At 70.7% G+C, this 21,952-nt stretch carries 24 protein-coding genes and 1 tRNA gene; 16 read left to right on the top strand and 9 right to left on the bottom strand.

What is annotated here, in order from left to right; genetic code table 11:
* From ACH65_RS01540 to ACH65_RS01520, 5 genes are all read left to right on the top strand, one after another.
* On the top strand, nucleotides 1-587 hold a 587-nt coding region (locus ACH65_RS01540), incomplete at its 5' end, for a DNA-processing protein DprA (RefSeq protein WP_049620808.1).
* 151 nt (nucleotides 588-738) lie between these two features.
* Nucleotides 739-3,225 carry a DNA topoisomerase I gene (locus ACH65_RS01535; RefSeq protein WP_049620807.1) on the top strand — a complete coding sequence of 829 codons (2,487 nt, stop codon included), beginning with the start codon at nucleotides 739-741 and terminating at the stop codon, nucleotides 3,223-3,225.
* Nucleotides 3,226-3,798 (top strand): L-threonylcarbamoyladenylate synthase type 1 TsaC, encoded by a 573-nt coding sequence (tsaC, locus tag ACH65_RS01530; protein ID WP_049620806.1) that lies wholly within the window; start codon nucleotides 3,226-3,228, stop codon nucleotides 3,796-3,798. It abuts the gene before it with no gap.
* 131 nt (nucleotides 3,799-3,929) lie between these two features.
* Nucleotides 3,930-5,297: an AMP-binding protein gene (locus ACH65_RS01525; RefSeq protein WP_049620805.1), complete on the top strand. Its 1,368-nt coding sequence runs from the start codon at nucleotides 3,930-3,932 to the stop codon at nucleotides 5,295-5,297.
* Between the two features lie 67 nt (nucleotides 5,298-5,364).
* Nucleotides 5,365-5,994: an HAD family hydrolase gene (locus ACH65_RS01520; protein ID WP_049620814.1), complete on the top strand. Its 630-nt coding sequence runs from the start codon at nucleotides 5,365-5,367 to the stop codon at nucleotides 5,992-5,994.
* 30 nt (nucleotides 5,995-6,024) lie between these two features.
* On the opposite strand, the gene blaOXA is transcribed toward ACH65_RS01520, so the two are convergent.
* On the bottom strand, nucleotides 6,025-6,870 hold the full coding sequence (gene blaOXA / locus ACH65_RS01515) for a class D beta-lactamase (protein ID WP_049620804.1): 846 nt from the start codon (nucleotides 6,868-6,870) through the stop codon (nucleotides 6,025-6,027).
* Between the two features lie 146 nt (nucleotides 6,871-7,016).
* Here blaOXA and purD point away from each other — a divergent pair, with 146 nt between their 5' ends.
* The 3 genes from purD (at nucleotide 7,017) to ACH65_RS01500 (ending at nucleotide 11,589) form a co-directional block, all read left to right on the top strand.
* Nucleotides 7,017-8,315 carry a phosphoribosylamine--glycine ligase gene (gene purD / locus ACH65_RS01510; RefSeq protein WP_049620803.1) on the top strand — a complete coding sequence of 433 codons (1,299 nt, stop codon included), beginning with the start codon at nucleotides 7,017-7,019 and terminating at the stop codon, nucleotides 8,313-8,315.
* 66 nt (nucleotides 8,316-8,381) lie between these two features.
* Entirely contained in the window at nucleotides 8,382-9,533 is a 1,152-nt protein-coding gene (locus tag ACH65_RS01505; RefSeq protein ID WP_049620802.1) for a lactonase family protein, read from the top strand.
* A 181-nt stretch (nucleotides 9,534-9,714) separates the two neighbouring features.
* Nucleotides 9,715-11,589, top strand: a complete 1,875-nt coding sequence (locus tag ACH65_RS01500) for an MFS transporter (RefSeq protein WP_049620801.1) — start codon at nucleotides 9,715-9,717, stop codon at nucleotides 11,587-11,589.
* A 59-nt stretch (nucleotides 11,590-11,648) separates the two neighbouring features.
* Here the strand turns inward: ACH65_RS01500 and ACH65_RS01495 are convergent, their stop codons facing one another.
* The 8 genes from ACH65_RS01495 to ACH65_RS01460 form a co-directional block, all read right to left on the bottom strand.
* On the bottom strand, nucleotides 11,649-12,512 hold the full coding sequence (locus tag ACH65_RS01495) for a hypothetical protein (RefSeq protein WP_049620800.1): 864 nt from the start codon (nucleotides 12,510-12,512) through the stop codon (nucleotides 11,649-11,651).
* Nucleotides 12,513-12,586: 74 nt separating this feature from the next.
* On the bottom strand, nucleotides 12,587-13,540 hold the full coding sequence (gene nudC, locus ACH65_RS01490; RefSeq protein ID WP_049620799.1) for an NAD(+) diphosphatase: 954 nt from the start codon (nucleotides 13,538-13,540) through the stop codon (nucleotides 12,587-12,589).
* Nucleotides 13,541-13,550: 10 nt separating this feature from the next.
* Nucleotides 13,551-13,919 (bottom strand): iron-sulfur cluster insertion protein ErpA, encoded by a 369-nt coding sequence (gene erpA, locus ACH65_RS01485; protein ID WP_049620798.1) that lies wholly within the window; start codon nucleotides 13,917-13,919, stop codon nucleotides 13,551-13,553.
* 58 nt (nucleotides 13,920-13,977) lie between these two features.
* Nucleotides 13,978-14,403: a bactofilin family protein gene (locus tag ACH65_RS01480; RefSeq protein ID WP_049620797.1), complete on the bottom strand. Its 426-nt coding sequence runs from the start codon at nucleotides 14,401-14,403 to the stop codon at nucleotides 13,978-13,980.
* Between the two features lies 1 nt (nucleotide 14,404).
* Nucleotides 14,405-15,142: a DUF6776 family protein gene (locus tag ACH65_RS01475; RefSeq protein WP_049620796.1), complete on the bottom strand. Its 738-nt coding sequence runs from the start codon at nucleotides 15,140-15,142 to the stop codon at nucleotides 14,405-14,407.
* Nucleotides 15,143-15,234: 92 nt separating this feature from the next.
* Nucleotides 15,235-15,705, bottom strand: a complete 471-nt coding sequence (gene bfr, locus ACH65_RS01470) for a bacterioferritin (protein ID WP_049620795.1) — start codon at nucleotides 15,703-15,705, stop codon at nucleotides 15,235-15,237.
* A gap of 110 nt (nucleotides 15,706-15,815) precedes the next feature.
* Nucleotides 15,816-16,025 carry a (2Fe-2S)-binding protein gene (locus tag ACH65_RS01465; RefSeq protein ID WP_082190081.1) on the bottom strand — a complete coding sequence of 70 codons (210 nt, stop codon included), beginning with the start codon at nucleotides 16,023-16,025 and terminating at the stop codon, nucleotides 15,816-15,818.
* 45 nt (nucleotides 16,026-16,070) lie between these two features.
* Complete coding sequence (locus ACH65_RS01460; protein WP_049620793.1) at nucleotides 16,071-16,616, bottom strand: RNA pyrophosphohydrolase; 546 nt, start codon at nucleotides 16,614-16,616, stop codon at nucleotides 16,071-16,073.
* A gap of 168 nt (nucleotides 16,617-16,784) precedes the next feature.
* Here ACH65_RS01460 and ACH65_RS01455 point away from each other — a divergent pair.
* The 8 genes from ACH65_RS01455 (at nucleotide 16,785) to atpA (ending at nucleotide 21,850) form a co-directional block, all read left to right on the top strand.
* Nucleotides 16,785-16,861: transfer RNA gene (locus ACH65_RS01455), tRNA-Met, on the top strand.
* A 60-nt stretch (nucleotides 16,862-16,921) separates the two neighbouring features.
* Entirely contained in the window at nucleotides 16,922-17,284 is a 363-nt protein-coding gene (queD, locus tag ACH65_RS01450) for a 6-carboxytetrahydropterin synthase QueD (protein ID WP_049620792.1), read from the top strand.
* A 327-nt stretch (nucleotides 17,285-17,611) separates the two neighbouring features.
* Nucleotides 17,612-17,977, top strand: coding sequence for an ATP synthase subunit I (locus tag ACH65_RS01445; protein WP_049620791.1), 366 nt, complete (start codon nucleotides 17,612-17,614; stop codon nucleotides 17,975-17,977).
* Between the two features lie 5 nt (nucleotides 17,978-17,982).
* The gene (atpB, locus tag ACH65_RS01440) at nucleotides 17,983-18,816 is read left to right on the top strand and encodes a F0F1 ATP synthase subunit A (RefSeq protein WP_049620790.1); all 834 of its coding nucleotides are present in this window, start codon (nucleotides 17,983-17,985) and stop codon (nucleotides 18,814-18,816) included.
* A gap of 62 nt (nucleotides 18,817-18,878) precedes the next feature.
* Nucleotides 18,879-19,157, top strand: coding sequence for a F0F1 ATP synthase subunit C (gene atpE / locus ACH65_RS01435; RefSeq protein ID WP_049620789.1), 279 nt, complete (start codon nucleotides 18,879-18,881; stop codon nucleotides 19,155-19,157).
* Between the two features lie 77 nt (nucleotides 19,158-19,234).
* Complete coding sequence (locus ACH65_RS01430; RefSeq protein WP_049620788.1) at nucleotides 19,235-19,705, top strand: F0F1 ATP synthase subunit B; 471 nt, start codon at nucleotides 19,235-19,237, stop codon at nucleotides 19,703-19,705.
* A 3-nt stretch (nucleotides 19,706-19,708) separates the two neighbouring features.
* Nucleotides 19,709-20,239, top strand: coding sequence for a F0F1 ATP synthase subunit delta (locus ACH65_RS01425; RefSeq protein ID WP_049620787.1), 531 nt, complete (start codon nucleotides 19,709-19,711; stop codon nucleotides 20,237-20,239).
* 60 nt (nucleotides 20,240-20,299) lie between these two features.
* Entirely contained in the window at nucleotides 20,300-21,850 is a 1,551-nt protein-coding gene (gene atpA, locus ACH65_RS01420; protein WP_049620786.1) for a F0F1 ATP synthase subunit alpha, read from the top strand.
* The last annotated feature ends 102 nt before the right edge of the window (nucleotides 21,851-21,952 follow it).

Raw genomic sequence — 21,952 nt, 5'->3', positions numbered from 1 at the left:
CGCTGGCCCGGCGCATCGCCGACCAGGGCGTGCTGGTGAGCGAGTTCCCGCCCGGCACCGCGGCCCGCGCCGACCACTTCCCGCGCCGCAACCGGCTGATCGCGGGGTTGGCGCTGGGCACGGTGGTGGTGCAGGCCGGGTTGATGTCCGGCTCGCTGATCACCGCCCGCCTGGCGGTCGAGCAGGGGCGCGAGGTGTTCGCCCTGCCCGGCTCGATCGACAGCCCGCTGGCGCGCGGCTGCCACCGGCTGATCCGCGACGGCGCGCGGTTGGTGGAACAGCCCATGGAGGTGATCGAGGCGCTGGCGCCGGCGGCCCGGGCGCTCGGCGGCGAACTGGCCGAGCGGCTCGCCGCGGGCGCCGCCGGGCCATCCGCCGGCCCCCCCGCGGGCCCGTCCGGCTGGCGGGACGACCCGGATTACCGGCGCCTGCTCGACGCGCTCGGCCACGACCCGGTGCCACTGGACGACCTGGTGGCGCGCACCGGCCAGGGCACCGCGGCGCTGTCCTCGATGCTGCTGATGCTGGAGCTGGAAGGCATGGTCGAGGGCCTGCCCGGCAACCGCTACCAGCGCCTGCCGGGCTGATCGTGTGAACAGACTTTAAAGCGCCGCCGGCGGCAGCCGTGCGGTGCGCCTTCACGCCGCATGGCTTGACAGTCGTCGCGGGCGCATGGCTCAACTAAATATATATGGATGTCCGCCGCCCATGCGTCGGAGTCCCTCTCTCGGATACCACATGGCCAAAAACCTCCTCATCGTCGAGTCGCCCGCCAAGGCCAAGACGATCAACAAATACCTCGGCAAGGACTTCCAGGTCCTGGCCTCCTACGGCCATGTGCGCGACCTGGTGCCGAAGGAGGGCGCGGTGGACACCGCGCACGACTTCGCCATGAAGTACGAGGTGATCGACCGCAACCAGAAGCACGTGGACGCGATCGCCAAGGCGGCCGCCGCGGCCGACGACATCTACCTCGCGACCGACTTGGATCGCGAGGGCGAGGCGATCTCCTGGCACATCAGCGAGATCCTCAAGGCCCGCGGCCTCACCGCCGGCAAGCATCTGCACCGCGTGGTGTTCTCCGAGATCACGCCCAAGGCGATCAAGGCCGCGGTGGCGCAGCCGCGCCAGCTCTCGCACGACATGGTGGACGCCCAGCAGGCGCGCCGCGCGCTGGACTTCCTGGTCGGCTTCAACCTCTCCCCGGTGCTGTGGCGCAAGGTGCAGCGCGGCCTCTCCGCCGGCCGCGTGCAGAGCCCGGCGCTGCGCATGATCGTGGAGCGTGAGGAGGAGATCGAGGCGTTCAGGGCGCGCGAGTACTGGAGCGTGGAGGCCCAGCTGCGCCATCCGGATGCCGACTTCAGCGCCCGCCTGACCAAGCTCAACGGCAAGAAGTTCGAGCAGTTCGACCTCACCAGCGAAACCACCGCGATGGCCGCGCGCGCGGCGCTGAAGGAGGCCGCCGCCGGCCGCCTCACCGTCAGCGACGTGGGCAGCAAGGAGCGCAAGCGCCGCCCGGCGCCGCCGTTCACCACCTCCACCCTGCAGCAGGAGGCGGCGCGCAAGCTCGGCTTCTCCACCAGCCGTACGATGAAGGTGGCGCAGGGCCTGTACGAGGGCGTGAGCCTGGGCAGCGAGGGCAACGTCGGCCTCATCAGCTACATGCGTACCGACTCGGTGGCGCTGGCCGACGACGCGGTGGCCGAGCTGCGCCAGCTGATCGCGCGCGACTTCGGCACCAAGGCGCTGCCGGACCACCCGCAGTTCTACAAGGCCAAGTCGAAGAACGCGCAGGAGGCGCACGAGGCGATCCGTCCCACCTCCGCGCTGCGCACGCCGCGCGAGGTCGCCGCCTTCCTCACCGACGAGCAGCGCAAGCTGTACGAGCTGATCTGGAAGCGCACCGTGGCCTGCCAGATGCTTCACGCCACCCTCAATACGGTGTCGGTGGACTTCGACCTCCACAACGTCGCCGGCGGCCCCGCCGCCTTCCGTTCGACCGGTACCACCGTGGTCGATCCGGGCTTCCTCGCCGTGTACGAGGAGGGTCGCGACAGCAAGAGCGCCGAGGACGACGACGAAGGCCGCCGCCTGCCCCGGCTCAGCGTGGGCGAGCAGGTGGCGCTGTCCGACATCCTGGCCGAGCAGCACTTCACCGAGCCGCCGCCGCGCTATTCGGAGGCCAGCCTGGTCAAGGCGCTGGAGGAATACGGCATCGGCCGCCCGTCCACCTACGCCAGCATCATCCAGGTGCTGCTCAACCGCGAGTACGTGCTGCTCGACAGCCGCCGCTTCAAGCCCACCGACATCGGCCGCGCGGTGGGCAAGTTCCTCACCCAGCACTTCACCCGCTACGTGGACTACGACTTCACCGCCAAGCTCGAGGACGAGCTGGACGCGGTGAGCCGCGGCGAGGAGGCCTGGGTGCCGCTGATGCGCCGCTTCTGGCAGCCGTTCAAGCAGCAGGTGGAGGAGAAGACCGAATCGGTCGACCGCAGCGAGGCCACCGGCGCGCGCGAGCTCGGCAGCGATCCGAAGACCGGCAAGCCGGTGTCGGTGCGGCTGGGCCGCTTCGGGCCCTACGCCGCGATCGGCACCAAGGACGACGAGGACAAGCCGCAGTTCGCCTCGCTGCGTCCCGGCCAGAGCATGCACACCCTCACGCTGGAGGAGGCGCTGGAGCTGTTCAAGCTGCCGCGCAAGCTCGGCGCCTCGCCGGAAGGCGACGAGGTGACGGTGGGCGTGGGCCGCTTCGGCCCGTTCGTGAAGCAGGGCAGCACCTACGCCTCGCTGAAAGCCGAGGACGATCCCTACACCATCGAGCTGCCGCGCGCGCTGCAGCTGGTGCAGGAGAAGCTGGAGGCCATCGCCAACCGCGTGATCCAGGACTTCGGCAATGGCGTGCAGGTGCTCAACGGCCGCTACGGCCCGTACATCACCGACGGCGAGAAGAACGCGCGCATCCCGAAGGATCAGGACCCGAAGCTGCTCACCGAGGCGCAGTGCGCCGAGCTGCTCGCCGCGGCGCCGGTCAAGAAGGGTGGCCGCTTCGCCAAGAAGACGGTGGCCAAGAAGGAGCCGGCGGTGAAGAAGGCGGCGGCCAAGAAGGTCGCGGCGAAGAAGGCGCCGGCGAAAAAGACCGCCGCCAAGAAGACCGCCGCCAAGAAAGCCTCCACCAAGAAAGCCGCTGCCAAGAAGGTCGCCGCCAAGCACGCCGGAACCTGAGTGCCGCGCCGCTTCGCCCTGGCCGAGCTGGACGCCGCCGCCGCGCTGCTGCGCGCCGGCGGCGTGCTGGCCTGCCCCACCGAGGCGGTCTACGGCCTGAGTTGCGATCCGCACAACCGCGAGGCCTTCGAGAAAGTGTTCGCGCTCAAGGGCCGGCCGCCCGGACAGGGCGTGCTGCTGATCGCCGCCGCCTTCGAGCAGGTGGCGCGCTACATCGACCGCGCGGCCGTGCCCGAGGCGGTGATGGCCGAGGTCGCGGCGAGCTGGCCCGGCCCCCACACCTGGGTGTTTCCGCGCTCTGACCACGTGCCCGGCTGGGTCGCCGGCGCGCATGCGGGCATCGCGCTGCGGGTGACCGCGCACGCGCCGGCCGCCGCGCTGTGCCGTGCCTTCGGCGGCGCCCTGGTCTCCACCAGCGCCAACCCCCACGGCGCGCCGCCGGCGCGTTCGGCCGACGAGGCGGCGGCTTATTTCGGCGACGCGCTGGACGGCGTGCTCGACGCGCCGCTGGGCGGCCTGGCGCGGCCCACCACGATTCGCGATGCGCTCACCGGCGCTATCATCCGTGGCTGACCCGGCCGGCGCGCAGCGCGACGACGGCGGCGGCAGGGGGGAGTGCCACAGCATGAAGGCCACGATCCGGCGCCGCCCCGGCCGCCGACGGTGGCCGGCCATGGACGAAGGAATGGAAGCGAGGACATAGCGTGGCGATCGTCTACGACACCTACCAGCACGAAGCGCCGGCGCGGCTGCCGCTGCTGCATGCGCCGGACCCGACGCGCGTGCTGGCTTGGCGCGCCGGGCGCGCGGTCGGCGTGGCCGAGTTCCTCGCCCACGTGCGCGCCGTGGCCGCCGCCCTGCCCGCTGCCGGCGCTGCGGTGAACCTGTGCGAGGACCGCTACGCCTTCCTGGTCGCCTTCTGCGCCCTCGCCCTGCGCGGCCAGGCCAACCTGCTGCCGCCCTCGCGCGCCCCGCAGGCGGTGGCCGAGGTGATGGCCGCCCATCCGGGTTGCTATGCGCTGGGCGAACGCGCGCTCACCGCCGCACCGCCGGGCTACCAGCGCCTACCGCCGCTGGACGAGATGGCGCCCGCCGCCGTCGGTGACTGGCCGCAGCTGCCGGCCGGGCAGGTGGTGGCGGTCAACTACACCTCCGGCTCCACCGGCAAGCCGCGCGCCAACGTGAAGACCTGGCGCGCCCTCCACGCCGACACCGCTGGCAACCGGGCCATGCTGCAGGCCGTGCTGGGCGCGCGCTTCGAGCTGGTCGCCACGGTGCCGCCGCAGCATATGTACGGCATGGAGACCTCCGTGCTGTTGCCGCTGTTGAGCGACGTGGGCGTGCATGCCGGGCAGCCGTTCTTCCCCGCCGACGTGGCCGCGGCGCTGGCCGAGGTGCCGGCGCCGCGCCTCCTGGTCACCACGCCGGTGCACCTGCGCGCGCTGCTTGCCGCCGAGGTCGCGCTGCCGCCGCTGGCGGCCGTGCTCTCCGCCACCGCGCCGCTGCCGGTGGAACTGGCGCAGGCCGCCGAGGCGCGCTACGGGGCGCCGGTGCGCGAGATCTTCGGCTCCACCGAGACCGGCGCCATCGCCAGCCGGCGCACCGCGACGGAAGAAGCCTGGACGCCCTACGCCGGCGTCGCCCTGCACCCGCAGCCCGACGGCACCCTGGTCGAGGCGCCGCAGCTGGCCGCGCCGCTCGTGCTGGCCGACCTGGCGAGCCTGGCCGACGACGGCCGCTTCCGGCTGCGCGGCCGCCAGGCCGACTTGCTGGAGATCGCCGGCAAGCGTGCCTCGCTGGGTGATCTCACCCGCCGCCTGCTCGCCGTGCCCGGCGTGCGCGACGGCGTGGTGGTGCAACTGGATGAAGCCGACGCGATGGGCGTGCGCCGCATCGCCGCGCTGGCGGTGGCGCCGGGGCTGGACGAGCACGCCATCCTTGCCGCGCTGCGTGGCGCGATGGACCCGGTGTTCCTGCCGCGTCCGCTCAAGCTGGTCGAGGCGCTGCCGCGCAACGAGACCGGCAAGCTGCCGCGCGCGGCGCTGCTGGCCCTGCTGGGCGGGCGGGCCTGATCTCCCCGAGAACGCACGCCGCGCCCGCGTGGCCGGCGCCGATGCCACCCTGCGGAGCCGCCGCGCCGTGAACCTCGCCCTGTTCGATTTCGACGGCACCATCACCACGCGCGCGATGTTCGCCGACTTCCTGCACGCCGCCGTGCCGCCGCGGCGGCGCCTGCCCGCGCGGATCGTGCTGGCGCCGCTGGTCGCCGGCTACAAGCTCGGGCTGGTGCCCGGCAACCTGATCCGCGCCAGCGCCGTGCGCGTCGGGCTCGCCGGCCTGCCCGAGGCCGTCGCCGTCGAACATGGCCGGCGCTTCGCCTCGGCGGTGTTGCCCGGCGTGCTGCGCGAGATCGCGCTCGAGCGCATCGCCTGGCACCGGGCGCAGGGCGACCGCGTGATGGTCGTCTCCGGCGCGCTCGACGTCTACCTGTCGCCCTGGTGCCGCCAGCACGGGCTCGAGCTGATCTGCTCGGAACTGGAGGTCGAGGGCGGCGTGCTCACCGGCCGCTACCGTGGCGCCCAGTGCGTGGGCCCCGAGAAGGCGCGGCGCGTCGCCGAGGCGTGCGACTTGTCGGCGTATCCCGAGGTGTACGCCTATGGCGACACCCGGGAAGACTTCGACCTGCTGCGCCTCGCCCACCACCGCTACTTCCGCTGGCAGGCGTGGCCCGGGCCCGCGGCCGAGCCAGCCGCGGAGCGGGCCGGCTGAACTCGCCGGGCCCGGCGGCCGGGCGAGGGTTCAGCCGCCAGTGGCCGGCAAGGCGCCCAGCTGCGCCAGCAGCCGCTTCGCCAGCGGCACGCGCTGGGCCGCGTCGCCGGCCTGCGGCAGGTCGATGTTCATGGCGAAGAACCAGCGCCGCCCGCCGCGCTCCACCCAGCCGACGTACCAGCCCAGGTCCTCGTGCGCCGCGTTCTGCGCCGCACCCGTGCCCCAGCCGGTCTTGGCGTGCAGCACGTAGCCGGGCGCGGACTCGGTGATGCTGATGCGCCGCACGGCCTCCTGCGCGCGCGGGGAGAACGGCAGCGTGCCGTCGGCCAGCCGGCGCAGGAAATCCACCTGCTGCGCGGCCGAGATGCGCAGCCGGCCGCTGAGCCAGAACTGGTCGATGCCGCCGCCGAGGTCGCGGTTGCCGTAGCCGGCCTTGTCGAGCCAGGCCTGCATGCGTTGGGTGCCCGCGCGCCGCGCCACCTCCTGGTAGAACCACACGGTGGAATAGCGCATGCCGCTGGCCAGGGAGTTGTCGCGGTTCCACTCGGCCATGGGCGCGCCGCCGACGGTACGCACCTTACCGTCCCAGCGGATCACCTCGAACTCGTCCTTCACCGCGCCGGTGTCCAGCGCCACCAGCGCGTTGAACAGCTTGAAGGTGGAGGCCGGCAGGTAGGCGCGGCGGGCGCGTTCGGCATCCGCCACCAGCCAGGCGTCGGCCCGCTCGTCGTAGACCAGCAGGGTGCCCTTCACGTGCGCCTCGGCGAAGGCGGCCCGCCAGGCCGGCTGCTCGCGCCAGGGCGGGGCGGCGCGGGCGGCGAAACTGGCACCGGCGAAGGCGAGCAGGCAGAGGGCGAGCGAGGCGTAGCGTTTCATCGGAAATCTCCACGGCATGGGCGCGGCGCCGAGCCTAGGCCGCCGCCGCGGCAGCGGTGGGGTGCGGATCTGGCCGTACGCAGGCACACACCCGGTACAATGCCGCGCTGCGCCATCCGGCGCGACCCCATCCGGCGGAGCGAGGCATGAAAGTACTGGTGATCGGCAGCGGCGGCCGCGAGCACGCGCTGGCGTGGAAGCTCAAGCAGTCCACGCGGGTGAGCGAGGTGATCGTGGCACCCGGCAACGCCGGCACGGCGCGCGAGCGCGGCCTGCGCAACGCCGAGGTGGCGGTGACCGATCTGGACGGCCTGCTCAAGCTGGCCAAGGCCGAGAAAGTCGCGCTCACCGTGGTCGGCCCCGAGGTGCCGCTGGTGGCCGGCGTGGTGGACAAGTTCCGCGACGCGGGCCTGCGCATCTTCGGGCCCCGCGCCATCGCCGCGCAGCTGGAAGGCTCCAAGGCCTTCGCCAAGGATTTCCTGCTCCGCCACAACATCCCCACCGCGCGCTACGCGGTGTTCACCGAGCTGCATCCCGCGCTGGCCTACGTGCGCGAACAGGCCCATCAGAGCGGCGGCACGCCGATCGTGATCAAGGCCGACGGCCTCGCCGCCGGCAAGGGCGTAGTGGTGGCGCTGACCCTCGCCGACGCGGAACTCGCGCTGCACGACATGCTCGGCGCGCACGCCTATGGCGACGCCTCCGCGCGGGTGGTGATCGAGGAATTCCTCGAAGGCGAGGAGGCCAGCTACATCGTGATGAGCGACGGCCAGCACGCGCTGCCCATGGCCTCCAGCCAGGACCACAAGCGCCGCGACGAGGGCGACCTCGGCCCCAACACCGGCGGCATGGGCGCCTACTCGCCCGCGCCGGTGGTCACGCCGGCGGTGGAGCAGCGCATCCTCAAAGAGGTGATCGAGCCCACCCTGCGCGGCATGGCCGCCGAGGGCGCGCCCTTCATCGGCTTTCTCTACGCCGGCCTGATGATCGACAAGCGCGGTGCGCCCAAGGTGATCGAGTTCAACGTGCGCTTCGGCGACCCGGAGACGCAACCGATCATGTTGCGCCTGAAGTCCGACCTGGTCGAGCTGGTCGAGGCCGCGCTGGACGGCGAACTTGAGCGCACCCATGCCGTCTGGGACCCGCGCCCGTCCATCGGCGTGGTGCTGGCCGCCGGCGGCTATCCCGGCAAGGTGCAAAGCGGCGACGTGATCGAGGGCCTCGACGCCGCCGTGGGCACCGACGTGAAGGTGTTCCACGCCGGCACCAAACTGGATGCCGAGGGCCGTGCCGTCACCGCCGGCGGGCGCGTGCTCACCGTCTGCGCGCTGGGCAAGGACATCGCCGCCGCGCGCGAGCACGCCTACGAGGCGGTGGCGAAGATCCGCTTCAACGGCGGCTTCTGCCGCCGCGACATCGCCCACCGCGCGCTGCGCCGCGGCTGAGCCGTTTCCCGACCCGCGACGGCCGGTCGCCGCCGGGTCGCTCCACTCCTCTCGCAAGGCCATGCCATGAAAGCTCTGCTCGCCGTCGTCTCATGCCTAAGCCTGGGCCTGGCCGCCACCGCGGCCCACGCCCAGGTGGTGGTCTCCGCCAACGACGCGCACTCGGTGCTCAACCCCGAGGCCAAGCAGGTGCTGCCGCAGCCGCTGCACGCCGACACGCTCTCCGTGCTGGCGCCGGACGCGCAGGGGCGCTGGCGCGTGCGCGCGAGCGTCGAGGTGCCGACCAGCGTGGTCGGCCCGCCGACCGCGGTGACGGTGTCGGCGGACGGCCGCATCGCGCTGGTGGCTTCCGCCTCGCGCGCGGACGACGCCAGGCAGGCCATCACGCCGGACGATCGCCTCAGCGTGATCGACCTCGCCGGCGCCGCGCCGCGCGTGGTGCAGCAGGTGCATGCCACGCCCGGCGCCACCACCGTGCGCATCACGCCGGACGGCAGGCACGTGCTGGTCGCCGGCGGCGTTTCCGGCACGCTCTCCTGGTACCGCTTCGACGGGCAGCGGCTGAGCGAGGGCCAGGTCATCGCGCTGCCGGGTGAGCCGGGCTTCCCCGCCGGCCTCGCCATCCTGCCGGACGGCCGCCACGCCCTGGTCAGCCTGTGGAAGGGCGACCGCGTGCATGTGCTCGATCTCGACGGCGACACGGTGCGCGTGGAGCCCGAGCCGATCGCCCTGCAGCCCGGCCCGTGGACCATCCGCCTCACGCCCGACGGCCGCTACGCGGTGATCAACCTGCTCGGCCATGGCGAAGGCAAGCCCGGCGGCCTCGCCGTGCTCGACCTCGCCGCCCGGCCTTATCGCGTGGTGCAGACGGTGGCCGTGCCCAACGCGCCGGAAGGCACCGACATCTCGCCCGACGGCCGCTACCTCGCCGTGGTTTCGCAGAACGGTTCGGCGATGCCGCAGCAGAGCCCGCTCTACCACCCGCGCGGCGTCGTCACCGTGTTCGCCCTCGCCGACGGCCACCTGACCCGGCTCGCGCAGGCGCCGGGCACGCTGTGGCCGCAGGGCCTGGTGTTCACGCCCGACGGCAAGCGCATCCTGGTGCAGGGCGTGATGGACCGCTCGCTGCGCACGCTGGGCTGGGACGGCAAGGCGCTCACCGTGCAGGGCGACGCGCCGCTGCCGGGCGGCGGCGCGGACATCGAGCGCCAGCGCTGAGCGGGAGCGCCGGCCGCTGGCGTGGCGGCCGGCGAAGCGCGCGCTTCGGTTCCGGCCGCCATTCGGCCCGCGGCGGTGCACGGGGCGGACCTCGTCGCGCTCGCGCCCAAACCGCCATGCCGGCGCTGGACGGCAACGCATTCACGCTACGCTAGCGACTACTTCCAAGCCCAAGGCGCGTATGAGCCAATTCGCCCTGCTCGGCAGCCGCCGCTTCGCGCCGTTCTTCTGGACCCAGGCGCTCGGCGCGTTCAACGACAACGCCTTCCGCAACGCGATGGTGATGCTGGTGGCGTTCCAGATGGGGCTGGGCGAGCGCACGGTGGCGCTCTACACCAACTTCGCGCCGGCGCTGTTCATCCTGCCCTTCTTCCTGTTCTCGGCCAGCGCGGGGCAACTGGCGGAGAAGTTCGAGAAGACGCGCATCATCCGCGCGGTGAAGTTGTTCGAGATCGCGGCGATGGCGGTGGCGGCGGTGGGCTTCTACACGCACCACGCCGCGCTGCTGCTGGTGGTGCTGTTCCTGATGGGACTGCATTCGACGGTGTTCGGGCCGATCAAGTACGCGATCCTGCCGCAGGCGCTCGCGCCCGCGGAACTCGTGGGCGGCAACGGCCTGGTGGAGATGGGCACGCAGCTGGCGATCCTGGTTGGCATGATCGTGGGCAGCGCGCTGATGCTGATCGCGGGCGCGGGGCCGGTGGTGGTCTCGCTGGTGACGATGGCGGTGGCGGTCGGCGGCTACCTCGTCAGCCGGCGCGTGCCGCCGGCGCCGGCCACCGCGCCGCAGCTCAAGCTCAACTGGAACCCCTTCAGCGAGACGGCGCGCGTGCTGGCGCTCACCCGCGCCGACCGCGCGGTGTGGAACGCGGTGCTCGGCATCTCCTGGTTCTGGTTCTTCGGCACCGTGCTGGTGGCGCAGTTGCCCACCTACACGCGCGGCACGCTGGGCGGCGACGGTTCGGTGAACACGCTGGTGCTCACCCTGTTCTCGATCGGCACCGGCGTGGGCGCGCTGCTGTGCGAGCGCATCGGCGGGCGGCGGGTGGAGATCGGCCTGGTGCCGCTGGGCGCCTTCGGCCTCACCGTGTTCGGGGTGGACCTGCACTTCGCGCGGCACGGCGCCGCGGTGGCGCAAGGCCTGGACTGGCTGGCCTTCCTGGGCCAGCCGGGCAGCTGGCGGGTGGCGCTGGACCTCGCCCTGATCGGCCTCTCCGCCGGGCTCTACGTGGTGCCGCTGTTCGCCTACGTGCAGGCGCGCGCGCCGCGCGAGCGGCTCTCGCGCGTGATCGCCGGCAACAACATCGTCAACGCGCTGCTGATCGTGCTGGCCGCCGGCTTCGGGCTGGGGCTCGGCGCATTGGGGCTGGAGGCGACGCAGATCTACCTCGCCGTCGCGCTGCTCAACGTGGCGGTGGCGGCCTATATCTTCGTGCTGGTGCCCGAGTTCGTGATGCGCTTCATCACCTGGGTGCTGGTGAACACGTTCTACCGGGTGCGCGTGGACGGCCTGCGCCACGTGCCCGAGGAAGGGCCGGCCATCCTGGTGTGCAACCACGTGAGCTTCATGGACCCGCTGCTGCTGATGGCCAGCCTGCGGCGGCCGGCGCGCTTCGTGATGCACTACAGGATCTTCAACCTGCCGCTGCTCAACTTCGTGTTCCGCACCGCCAAGGCGATCCCGATCGCGGGGCAGCAGGAAGATCCGGCGGTGCTGCAGCAGGCCTACGAGGCGATCGACGCGGCGCTCGCCGACGGCGAGCTGGTGTGCCTCTTCCCCGAGGGCGGGCTGACCCGCGACGGCGACGTGGCGCCGTTTCGGCCGGGCGTGCTGCGCATCCTCGAGCGCCGCCCGGTACCGGTGGTGCCGATGGCGCTGCGCGGCCTGTGGGGCAGCGTGTGGAGCCGGCGCGACAGCATGCTGCATCGCGCGCGCCTGCCGCGGCGCTTCCGCGCGCGGGTGGAGCTGGTGGTGGATGCGCCGGTGGCGCCCGCGCAGGTGCGCATCGAAGGGCTAGAGACGCGGGTGCGCGAATTGCGCGGGGCGATGGCTTGAGGGATGCGTTCACGCGCGCGCCGCTTTGGCGCGGTGCCGGACGGCGGTGCCGCGGACGATCAGTTCGCCCAGCCGCCCAGCACCACCAGCGCCACCACGCACAGCCACGCCAGCAGGGCGCGCAGGAAGGTGCTGCGCATGCGCCGCAGTTCCAGCAGCGGATCGGCGCGCTCTTCGGTGTAGCCGTCGCCGCCCTCGATCTCCATCGCGATGTCGGCACAGGCGGCGTCGCCGAGGAAGCCCGGCTCCTGCCGGTACCAGCTGGTCGGCCCGGCCGTCTCGTGCCAGCGGCGCCAGGCGCCGATCACCGTTTCCCAGTGGCCAACCAGGGCCAGGGTGAACACCAGCAGCTGCGCGGGCAGCCAGTCCAGCGCGTTGGCCACGTAGCGCGCGTGCGTGGCGCCGTCGGCCGAGGCGCCGTCGTCGCGGCCCAGCGTCTGCGCCAGCCGGTACAGCAGCGCGCCGGCCGGGCCGAGCACGAAGAACCAGAACACCACGCCGAAGCGCCGGCGCAGCGCCGCCATGGCGATCACCTCGCCCACCGCATGGGCGTTCCAGACGACCTGCCCGCCCGGTTCCGCCAGCCGTTGCACGGCGGCTTCGCGTCCAGGCGGGTCGCCGGCCTGCAGGACCGCTTCGAGGTCGGCCTCGAACTCGCGCGGGCCGAAGCTGTAGAGCAGCACCAGCACGCCGAACAACAGTTGCACGAACTCGCCCAGTGGCGCGCGGCCGAACAGCCAGTCCAGCAGCAGGCACAGCAGCACCGGCGGCAGCAGGGCGAGCAGCACGCGGCCGCGGCCGGCGGTGTCGTCCAGCTGCCGCACCCAGCGGCGGAACAGCGGATCGTCGCGGCGCTGCGCGAGCTGCGGCAGCATGTGCAGCAGGCCGAGGGTGATCAGCACGGCAAGCAGGGGGACGGCCATGGTCGAAACTCCCGGGGGACGCGCTCCATTGTAGGGAGCCGGCGGCCTGATGCGCGACCGCACGGTGCGGCAGGTCAGCGCGCGACGAGCGTATCCAGCTCCAGGCCGGCGCGCTCGCGCAGCCAGTGCGCGATCAGCTGGTAGGACACCGACAGCCGCGTCGGCGTGAGCAGGCTGCCGTCGGCGAGGCCCGCGGCGATCTGCTGCGGCGTGAACCAGCGCGCGTCTTCCAGCTCGCTGTCGCGCAACTGGATGTCGCGCGAATGCGCGGTGGCGGTGAAGCCGACCATCAGCGAGGCAGGCAGCGGCCAGGGCTGTGAGGAGTGGTAGTGCACGGCCTCCACCCGCACGCCCGATTCTTCCGCCACCTCGCGGCGCACGGCGTCTTCCAGCGATTCGCCCGGCTCCACGAAGCCGGCCAGGGTGGAATAGCGGCCGGGCGGCCAGCCGGCCTGGCGGCCGAGCAGGCAGGCGCCCTCGTGCTCCACGATCACGATGATCGCCGCGTCCGTGCGCGGGAAGTGCAGCCGGCCGCAGGCCGCGTTGGTGCACCGCGCGCGGTGGCCGGACGCCACCAGCACCAGCGGCGCGCCGCAGTAGGCGCAATAGCGCGTCTCGCGCTGCCAGTGGGCCAGGCCCTTGGCGTAGGCGAACAGGCCGGCCTCGGCCGCCGGCAGCAGCAGGCCGGCGTCGCGCAGGCCGATGCGGCGGGCGCCGAGCGCGGCGGTGAGCGCGTCCGCCGGATGGGCGTCGTCGAGTGCGAGCAGGAAGTGCGGACGCCCCTCGGCGATGCCGAGCAGGCTGGCGGGAAGGTCGGCGAACAGGGCGCGGCGCTCGTTCGCATCGAGCCAGCGCAGGGCTTCGCGTTCCGCCAGCAGCCAGGTTTCGCCGGCCGGGTCGAGCAGCAGGTAGCGCGCCTCGTCCGAGAGCGCCTGCGCCTCCACCCAGTCCAACTCGTCGCGCCGCTCGGCGACGCGGTCGAGGACCAGGCTCAGCCCGGCGAAGGTGTTGGGGCGCAACGGAGCCATCCGCGCCGGATCAGATCGAGAACGAGGAGCCGCAGCCGCAGGTGGTCTTGGCGTTGGGGTTGCGGATCACGAATTGCGAGCCGGAGAGGTTCTCGGTGTAGTCGATTTCCGCGCCGGTGAGGTATTGCAGCGAGAGCGGGTCCACCAGCAGGGTGACACCGTCGCGCTCCAGCGCGAAGTCGTCCTCGGCCCGGGCCTCGTCGAAGGTGAAGCCATACTGGAAGCCCGAGCAGCCGCCGCCGCTGATGTACACGCGCAGCTTGAGGTCGGGGTTGCCTTCCTCGACGATCAGTTCGTGCACTTTGCGCGCGGCCGCCTCGGTGAACACCATGGGCGCGCCGCTGGAGCGGTAGTCGGGGATCGAGAGCAGGGTTTCCATAGGAGGGATATGCGGCTGCGGCGGGCAAGCTCAAGCTCGGGCGAGCAGGATAGCGCGTTCAGGCCGGCACGGCTTCGTCCAGCGCCGGGGCGGGCAGTTCGCGGCGGCCCTCCTCGGCCTGGTGGGCCATGCGCCCGTTGACCTGGGCGCCGGCGGCCATCTCCAGCGTGCGGTAGTGCACGTCGCCGGTCACCCGTGCCTGCGGCGCCAGTTCCAGCCGCGTGCCGGCATGGATGTCGCCCTGCACCAGGCCGTTGATCACCGCCTGCGGCACGCGGATCTCGCCGATCACCTGGCCGTGCTCGCTCAGCGTGAACACCGCCTCCCCGCCCTCGGCCAGCACCGCGCCCTCGACGCGCCCGTCCAGGTGCAGCGTGCCGCTGAAGCGCAGGTCGCCGTGGATCGTGGTGCCCTGGGCGATCAGGCTGGTGTCGAGGCTGCCGGACGTGCCGGACGGGCGTTCGCTGCGTTTGCGCTGAAGCATGTCAAATCCCCTGGGTGGTCGGTTTGTCGCCGATGGCGTCGCGCCAGGCGATCACGCGGTCGAGCGCGGCATCGCCATCGGCCTGGGCGCGGATGTGCAGGCGCAGCGGCTGGAAGTCGGCGGGCAGCACGAGCGTGGCGTGCAGCTGCTGGAAATACTTGAAGCGGAACGGCAGGCCGTCCTTCTGCGCGGCGTCGCCCAGCGCGGGCCAGTCCAGCTGTTCCACGCGGTTGCCGCGCATGCCTTCCACGCCGACCCGCAGGCGGCCGCTGACTTCCTCGCCGCGCTTGGCGTTCTGGCTGAGGTTGAGCGCGAGGTTCCAGCCGCGCGAGCCGGCCACTGGCTCCAACTGCGTGGCCTGCACGTCGAGCCCCTGGCGCTGCGCGTCGCCGCCCACCAGCTTGGCGTAGAAGCCGAGGTCGGTGCGCAGGCCGCCGATCTCGGCTTCGCGCTCGGCCAGCGCGTCGCGCAATGCCTTGGTGGCGATGGTGTTGACCTGCTCGGCGCGCTGCAGGTTGATCACCTGCTGCTTGAGGGTGTCGTTCTCGGTCGCCAGTTGCTTCAGTTCGTGGTGGTCGACGGCGGCCGGCGTGGTGCGCCAGGCCAGCGTGCCGGTGACGAGCGCGGTGAGCAGCAGGCTGCCCAGCCAGGCGGCGCCCAGCCATCGCCGGCGGCGGCGCAGGGCGTGGTCATCGTGCGGGCGCACGACGTAGCGCGGCGGTGGGCGGCGTGAGGCCATCGGGGCTACCCGGCGAAAAAAATCGGTATAGCCCGGCCGTGACGAAAGCGTCAAGGAACGGCCGCACGCTTCCGCGCGGCCGTTGGCGCAGGTCAGTCGCCGACCTTGCTCAGCAGGTAGCGTTCGGCGCCGATGTCCTTGACCACGCTGAACTGCGTTTCCAGCCAGTCGATGTGGTTCTCCTCATCGTGCAGGATGGCCTTGAAGATGTCGCGGCTGACGTAGTCGGCGATGCCCTCGCTGTGCGCGATCGCCGCGCGCAGGTCGGCGGTGGCGAGCATCTCCAGGTCCAGGTCGCCCTGCAGGCATTCGAGCACGTTCTCGCCGATGCGCAGCTTGCCCAGCGTCTGCAGGTTGGGCAGGCCGTCGAGGAACAGGATGCGCTCGATCAGCTTGTCGGCGTGGCGCATCTCCTCGATCGATTCCTTGTACTCGTGGTCGGCCAGCTCCTGGTAACCCCAGTCCTTGAACATGCGGGCGTGCAGGAAATACTGATTGATCGCGGTCAACTCGTTGTAGAGCACCTTGTTGAGGTACTCGATGACCTTGGCGTCCCCTTTCATGGGCGCGTCTCCTTGGAAGCGTTTTGTCGGCGGAGACTAGCGCATGGTGCGAGGGCGCGGCGGAACGAGAATGCTTCCGCGCGAGGGCGGAAGCGATCCGCGGGCAGGCTTCAGGCGGGGACGACCGGCAGCGACAGTGGCACCGTCTGCGCCATCGCCTGGTCGAGGCAGGCACGTGCGGCCGATTCACAGGTGCCGCAGCAGTCCGAGCAGCCGGTGCGCGCCTGCAGCTCGCCGAAGCTGCGTACACCCTCGGCCGCGGCGCGGCGGATGTCGTGGTCGGTGACGGCGTTGCACAGGCAGATGTACATGCCGTGCATTGGACTGTGAATGCGAATGATTGTCAACAACCCCTGGCGAGACGTTCAGGCAGCAGCACAGCCGCCGCCGTGGTCCGTCTGTTCGCGGCGCGGTTGGCTGCCCAGCTGGACTTCGAGCAGGGCCTCCACCACCGGCGCGAAATGGCGTAGTGCACGCTCGTACACGCTGCGCTTGAAGTTGACCACGTGGGTGGCCGGATACCAGAAATCGACCCAGCGCCAGAGGTCGAACTCGGGCTTCTCGCAGCCGTCCAGCTGCAGGGCGTTTTCCTCGCCGACCAGGCGCAGCAGGAACCACACCTGCTTCTGCCCGATGCAGACCGGGCGCTGGTGGTGGCGCACGTAGCGGCTGGGCAGGCGGTAGCGCAGCCAGCCGCGGGTGTTGGCGACCACCTCGACGTGATGGGGGGAGAGGCCGGTTTCTTCCTTCAGCTCGCGGTACATCGCTTCCAGCGGCGTCTCGTCGCTGCGCATGCCACCCTGCGGGAACTGCCAACCGTCGCGGTTGACGCGGCGCGCCCAGAACAGGCGACCGTCTGCGTTGAGCAGCACGATGCCTACATTCGGGCGGTAACCATCCACGTCGATCATGTCGCCTCCTCGGCCGGCCGAGGCCGCGAAACGGCGGCGGCCTCGTCACACGAAACGATTCAAGCACAGCCCACCGAAAGGCGGCAAGCCGAGGCTTGAATGTCGACCGTCTCTCGACTAGACTGAGCGGCTCTGTGCGGACCCATTGCGGTCTGCAGTGAAGTTTCTGGCTATGTAGCTCAGCCGGTTAGAGCACAGCACTCATAATGCTGGGGTCGGTGGTTCGAGTCCACCCATAGCCACCATCGTTTCCGGGTCCGCCTTGCGCGCACCCTTCCGGTCCGTCCGGCTGCTGGATCGGCGCCATGCACATCTTCAAGGTTTTCCAGATCGAGGCCGCCCACCGGCTGCCCAATGTGCCCGCCGGGCACAAGTGCGCGCGCCTGCACGGCCATTCCTTCCGCATCGAGATCCACGTCGCCGGCGAGCCGGATGCGACGACCGGCTGGGTGATGGATTTCGCCGACGTCAAGGCCGCCTTCGCGCCGCTGTTCGAGCAACTCGACCATCGCTACCTCAACGACATCGAGGGGCTGGAGAACCCGACCAGCGAGATGCTGGCGCGCTGGATCTTTCGTCGCCTGGAGTCCTCGCTGCCGGGTCTCGATCGGGTGGTGGTGCATGAGACCTGCACGTCGGGCGCGAGCTGCGGCCGCGACAGTTTCTGAGGCGCACACGGCGCGCCGAGGCACTGCGACATTCCGCGCATCGGTCGCCTCGCACGATGTTGCGGCGCGCCAAAAGCGCGACGGCTTTGGATGGGAGGAGGGTCTGCTCCGCAAGGCCGTGGCGACGTCGGTGCAGCGCGAAATCGCGGCCCTTCTTCCATGCTGCGACGTCGGCCGCCGCGCGCCCGCACGATGGCCCGGCGCCGCGCAGGAAGCTGCGATGCAACTTGTTCGTGCAAATGGGCGGCTGATATACTTTTCAGAATTGGATCGTGACCCGTGGCAGCAAAGGGTGACGCCTAGAGCGAAGCCGCGCGGGATCTTCACGTGCTCAACAGTCTAGTCTCCGGACGGCGTCTCGCGCTGCGCATCGTGTTGTGGCAGCTGGCCGTGGCAGCCGTGGCGGGTCTCGCCTTTCTCGCGCGAGGACGCCGCGAGGCCCTGGCCGCCGCAGCGGGCGCGCTGCTCGTCGCAGTGGGCAACGTGTTGTTGTCGGCGCGCGCCTTCGCCGGGATCAGCGTCGCTGGCCTGGCGCTGGGACGACTGCTGGCGGGCATGATCCTCAAATGGATCGCGATCATCGGAGGGCTGATCGTGATCATTGGCCAATTCAAGTTGCCGCCACTGGCCGCCATCACGGGGCTGGTGGCAGCTTACGCAATAAATCTGCTGGCGTTCAGATTCAAGGGCTGAAAGACATGGCGAGCGAGCCGCAAGACGGTCTCACCGGCTACATCCAGCATCACCTGCACCATCACACGCTGGTGCTCGGCGATAGCAGCTTCATGCAGATCCATCTGGATACGCTGCTGGTTTCGTTCGCGCTGGGGCTGCTGTTCTGCGTGTGGTTCTGGCTGCGGGCGCGCCGCGCCACCTCGGGCGTGCCGTCCAAGGGGCAGGCCTTCGTCGAGTTGGTGGTCGAATTCGTCGACACCCAGGTCAAGGACACCTTCCACGGCGACCGCCGCACGCTGACGCCGCTGGCGCTGTCGATCTTCATGTGGGTCGCGCTGATGAACGCGATGGACCTGCTGCCGCTGGATGCGCCGGGCTGGGCGGTGAAGACCGTGGCCGGCGACGAGGCCGCGCACCACACCTTCTTCCGCTGGGTGCCCACCGCCGACATCAACACCACGGTGGCGCTGGCCGCGGCCGTGTTCCTGATCATCATCGCGCATGGCGTGAAGGCCAAGGGCGGCTTCGGCTTCGGCAAGGACCTGCTGGTCGCCCCGTTCCACGCCGGCAACCCGGTGGCGCAGGTGGCGCTGATGCCGTTCAACCTGCTGCTCAACGTGGTGGAGTACCTCTCCAAGCCGGTGTCGCTGGCGATGCGACTGTTCGGCAACATGTACGGCGGCGAGTTGGTGTTCATGCTGATCGCCGGCCTCTTCGCCAGCTGGATCAGCTTCGTGCCGGGCGTGCTGTTCAACACCGCCTGGGCGATCTTCCACATCCTGATCATCCTGCTGCAGGCGTTCATCTTCATGATGTTGACCATCGTCTACATCACGATGGCGCGCGAGCACCACTAAGCTTTTCGCTGCGTTTTCCCCAGTTTTTCTTCAGCCATCCAACCGTTTCACAGGAGAACACCATGGAACTCATCGCACACGTGCAGGGCCTGACCGCCATTGCCATCGGTCTCATCATCGGCCTGGGCGCGCTGGGCGCTTGTCTGGGTATCGGCATCATGGGCTCGAAGTTCCTCGAGTCCGCCGCCCGCCAGCCGGAGCTGGTGCCGCTGCTGCAGGGCCGCATGTTCCTGCTCGCCGGCCTGATCGACGCGGCCTTCATCATCGGCCTGGCCGTGGCGCTGCTGTTCGCGTTCTCCAACCCGCTGATCGAGGCTGTCCGCGCCGCCACCGGCGGTTGATCGGACGATCGCGCCGCCGCAGCCTCGGGTTGCGGCGGATGGCGGCTTAACCCGTCACCGGAATTATCGGAAAGCCCATGAAAATCGACCTGACTTTCCTGGGCCAGATGGTCTCCTTCGCCATCCTGGTCTGGTTCACCACCAAGTTCATCTGGCCGCAGCTCAGCCGCGCGATCGAGGAGCGCCAGAAGAAGGTGGCCGACGGTCTGGCCGCGGCCGAGCGCGCGAACGCCGAACTGAAGGCGGCCGACGCCAAGGTCGAGCTCGAGATCAAGCAGGCGCGCCAGCAGGCCGCCGAGATCGTCGACAAGGCGCAGCAGCAGGCCGCGCAGATCGTCGAGAAGGCGCGCGCCGAGGCGCTGGCCGAAGCGGCGCGGGTGAAGGCCTCCGCCGAGGACGAGGTAGCCAGCATGCAGCAGCGCGCCCGCGAGGAGCTGCGCGGCTGGGTGGGCCGCCTGGCGGTGCAGGGCGCCGAGAAGATCGTGCAGCGCGAGATCGACGCCTCGGCCCACAAGGCCATGCTCGACCAGCTCGCGGCCGAGATCTAAGCCATGGCGCAGGCACTCACCCTCGCCCGTCCCTACGCCCGTGCGGCCTTCGAGCTGGCTCACGAGGCCGGTGCGCTGGCGCCGTGGTCGCAGGCGCTGGCCTTCGCCGCCGCGGTGGCGAAGGACCCGCGCGTGGCCGGTTTCGGCAACGACCCGCGCGTTGCACCTGCGCAGCTGACCGCGCTGCACCTGCCCGAGGGCGCGCCGGCCGACGGCGCGTTCGCGCGCTTCCTCGGCGAACTGGCCGCGCAGCGGCGTCTGGCGCTGCTGCCGGAAGTGGCCGAGTTGTTCGAGGAGTACAAGCGCGAGTCCGAGCAGCAGCTGCTGGTGAAGGTGACCAGCGCGATGGCGCTCGACGCCGCGCAGGCCGAGCAACTGAAGGCCTCGCTCAAGCGCCGCTTCAAGCGCGAGATCGAACTGGAAACGGCGGTCGACCCCGCGCTGCTCGGCGGCGTGGTGATCGACACCGGCAGCGAAGTGATCGACGGCTCCGCGCGCGGCCGCCTGGCCCGCCTAGCCGGCGCCCTGGCGTAACGACACGATTCAAATTCATCGGGTGCCGCGAAGGCGGCGCAGACCCAAGGATCAACGACCATGTCCAGCACCACCATCAACCCGTCCGAGATCAGCGAGCTGATCAAGACCCGCATCGAGCAGTTCAAGCTCGGCGCGGAGGCCCGCAACGAGGGCACGATCATCAGCGTGTCCGACGGCATCGTGCGCATCCACGGCCTGGCCGACGTGATGCAGGGCGAAATGATCGAACTGCCGGGCGGCTCCTTCGCGCTGGCGCTGAACCTCGAGCGCGACTCGGTCGGCGCGGTGGTGCTGGGCGAGTACCAGCACCTGCGCGAGGGCGACGTCGCCAAGACCACCGGCCGCATCCTCGAGGTGCCGGTGGGCCCGGAACTGCTCGGCCGCGTGGTCGACGCGCTGGGCAACCCCATCGACGGCAAGGGCCCGCTGGGCGCCTCGCTGAGCTCGCCGATCGAGAAGGTGGCGCCGGGCGTGATCTGGCGCCAGTCGGTCGACCAGCCGGTGCAGACCGGCTACAAGTCGGTGGACGCGATGGTGCCGGTGGGCCGCGGCCAGCGCGAGCTGATCATCGGCGACCGCCAGACCGGCAAGACCGCGATGGCGATCGACGCGATCATCGCGCAGAAGGATTCGGGCATTAAGTGCATCTACGTCGCCATCGGCCAGAAGCGCTCCTCGATCGCCAACGTGGTGCGCAAGCTCGAGGAGCACGGCGCGCTGGCCAACACCATCGTGGTGGTGGCCTCGGCCTCCGAGTCGGCGGCGCTGCAGTACATCGCGCCGTACTCGGGCTGCGCCATGGGCGAGTACTTCCGCGACCGCGGCGAAGACGCGCTGATCGTCTACGACGACCTCTCCAAGCAGGCCGTGGCCTACCGCCAGATCTCGCTGCTGCTCAAGCGCCCGCCGGGCCGCGAAGCCTACCCGGGCGACGTGTTCTACCTGCACTCGCGCCTGCTCGAGCGCGCCTCGCGCGTGTCGGCCGAGTACGTGGAGCAGTTCACCAACGGCGCCGTCAAGGGCAAGACCGGCTCGCTCACCGCGCTGCCGATCATCGAGACCCAGGGCGGCGACGTGTCGGCCTTCGTGCCGACCAACGTGATCTCGATCACCGACGGCCAGATCTTCCTCGAGACCGACCTCTTCAATGCCGGCATCCGCCCGGCCATGAACGCGGGCATCTCGGTGTCGCGTGTGGGCGGCGCCGCGCAGACCAAGATCGTCAAGAAGCTCTCCGGCGGCGTGAAGCTGGCGCTGGCCCAGTACCGCGAGCTGGCGGCCTTTGCCCAGTTCGCCTCCGACCTCGACCCGGCCACCCGCGCCCAGCTCGACCGCGGCCAGCGCGTGACCGAGCTGATGAAGCAGAAGCAGTACGCGCCGCTGTCGATCGCCGCCATGGGCCTGTCGCTGTACGCGGCCGAGAAGGGCTACCTGGACGACGTGCCGGTGAACAAGGTGCTGGCCTTCGAGAAGGGCCTGCACGCCTTCTTCGAGCAGAACCACGGCGAGCTGCTGGCCAAGATCAACGCCAGCGGCGACTGGAACGGCGACATCGAAGGCAGCTTCAAGGCCGGCCTGGACGAGTACAAGAAGACCGGTAGTTGGTAAGCCGGGAATAGAGAGTCAGGGAATAGGAAATCGGAAGAGCTCAAGGCTCGCCGCCCTATTCCCGACTCCCCATTCCCGATTCCCTCGAGCGAGCACAGCGAG

This window comes from Frateuria defendens (genome assembly GCF_001182895.1).
Taxonomy (GTDB): domain Bacteria; phylum Pseudomonadota; class Gammaproteobacteria; order Xanthomonadales; family Rhodanobacteraceae; genus Frateuria_B; species Frateuria_B defendens.
The sequence above is the reverse complement of the archived record's forward strand: the minus strand, read 5'-3'. Positions and strand labels throughout refer to the sequence as shown.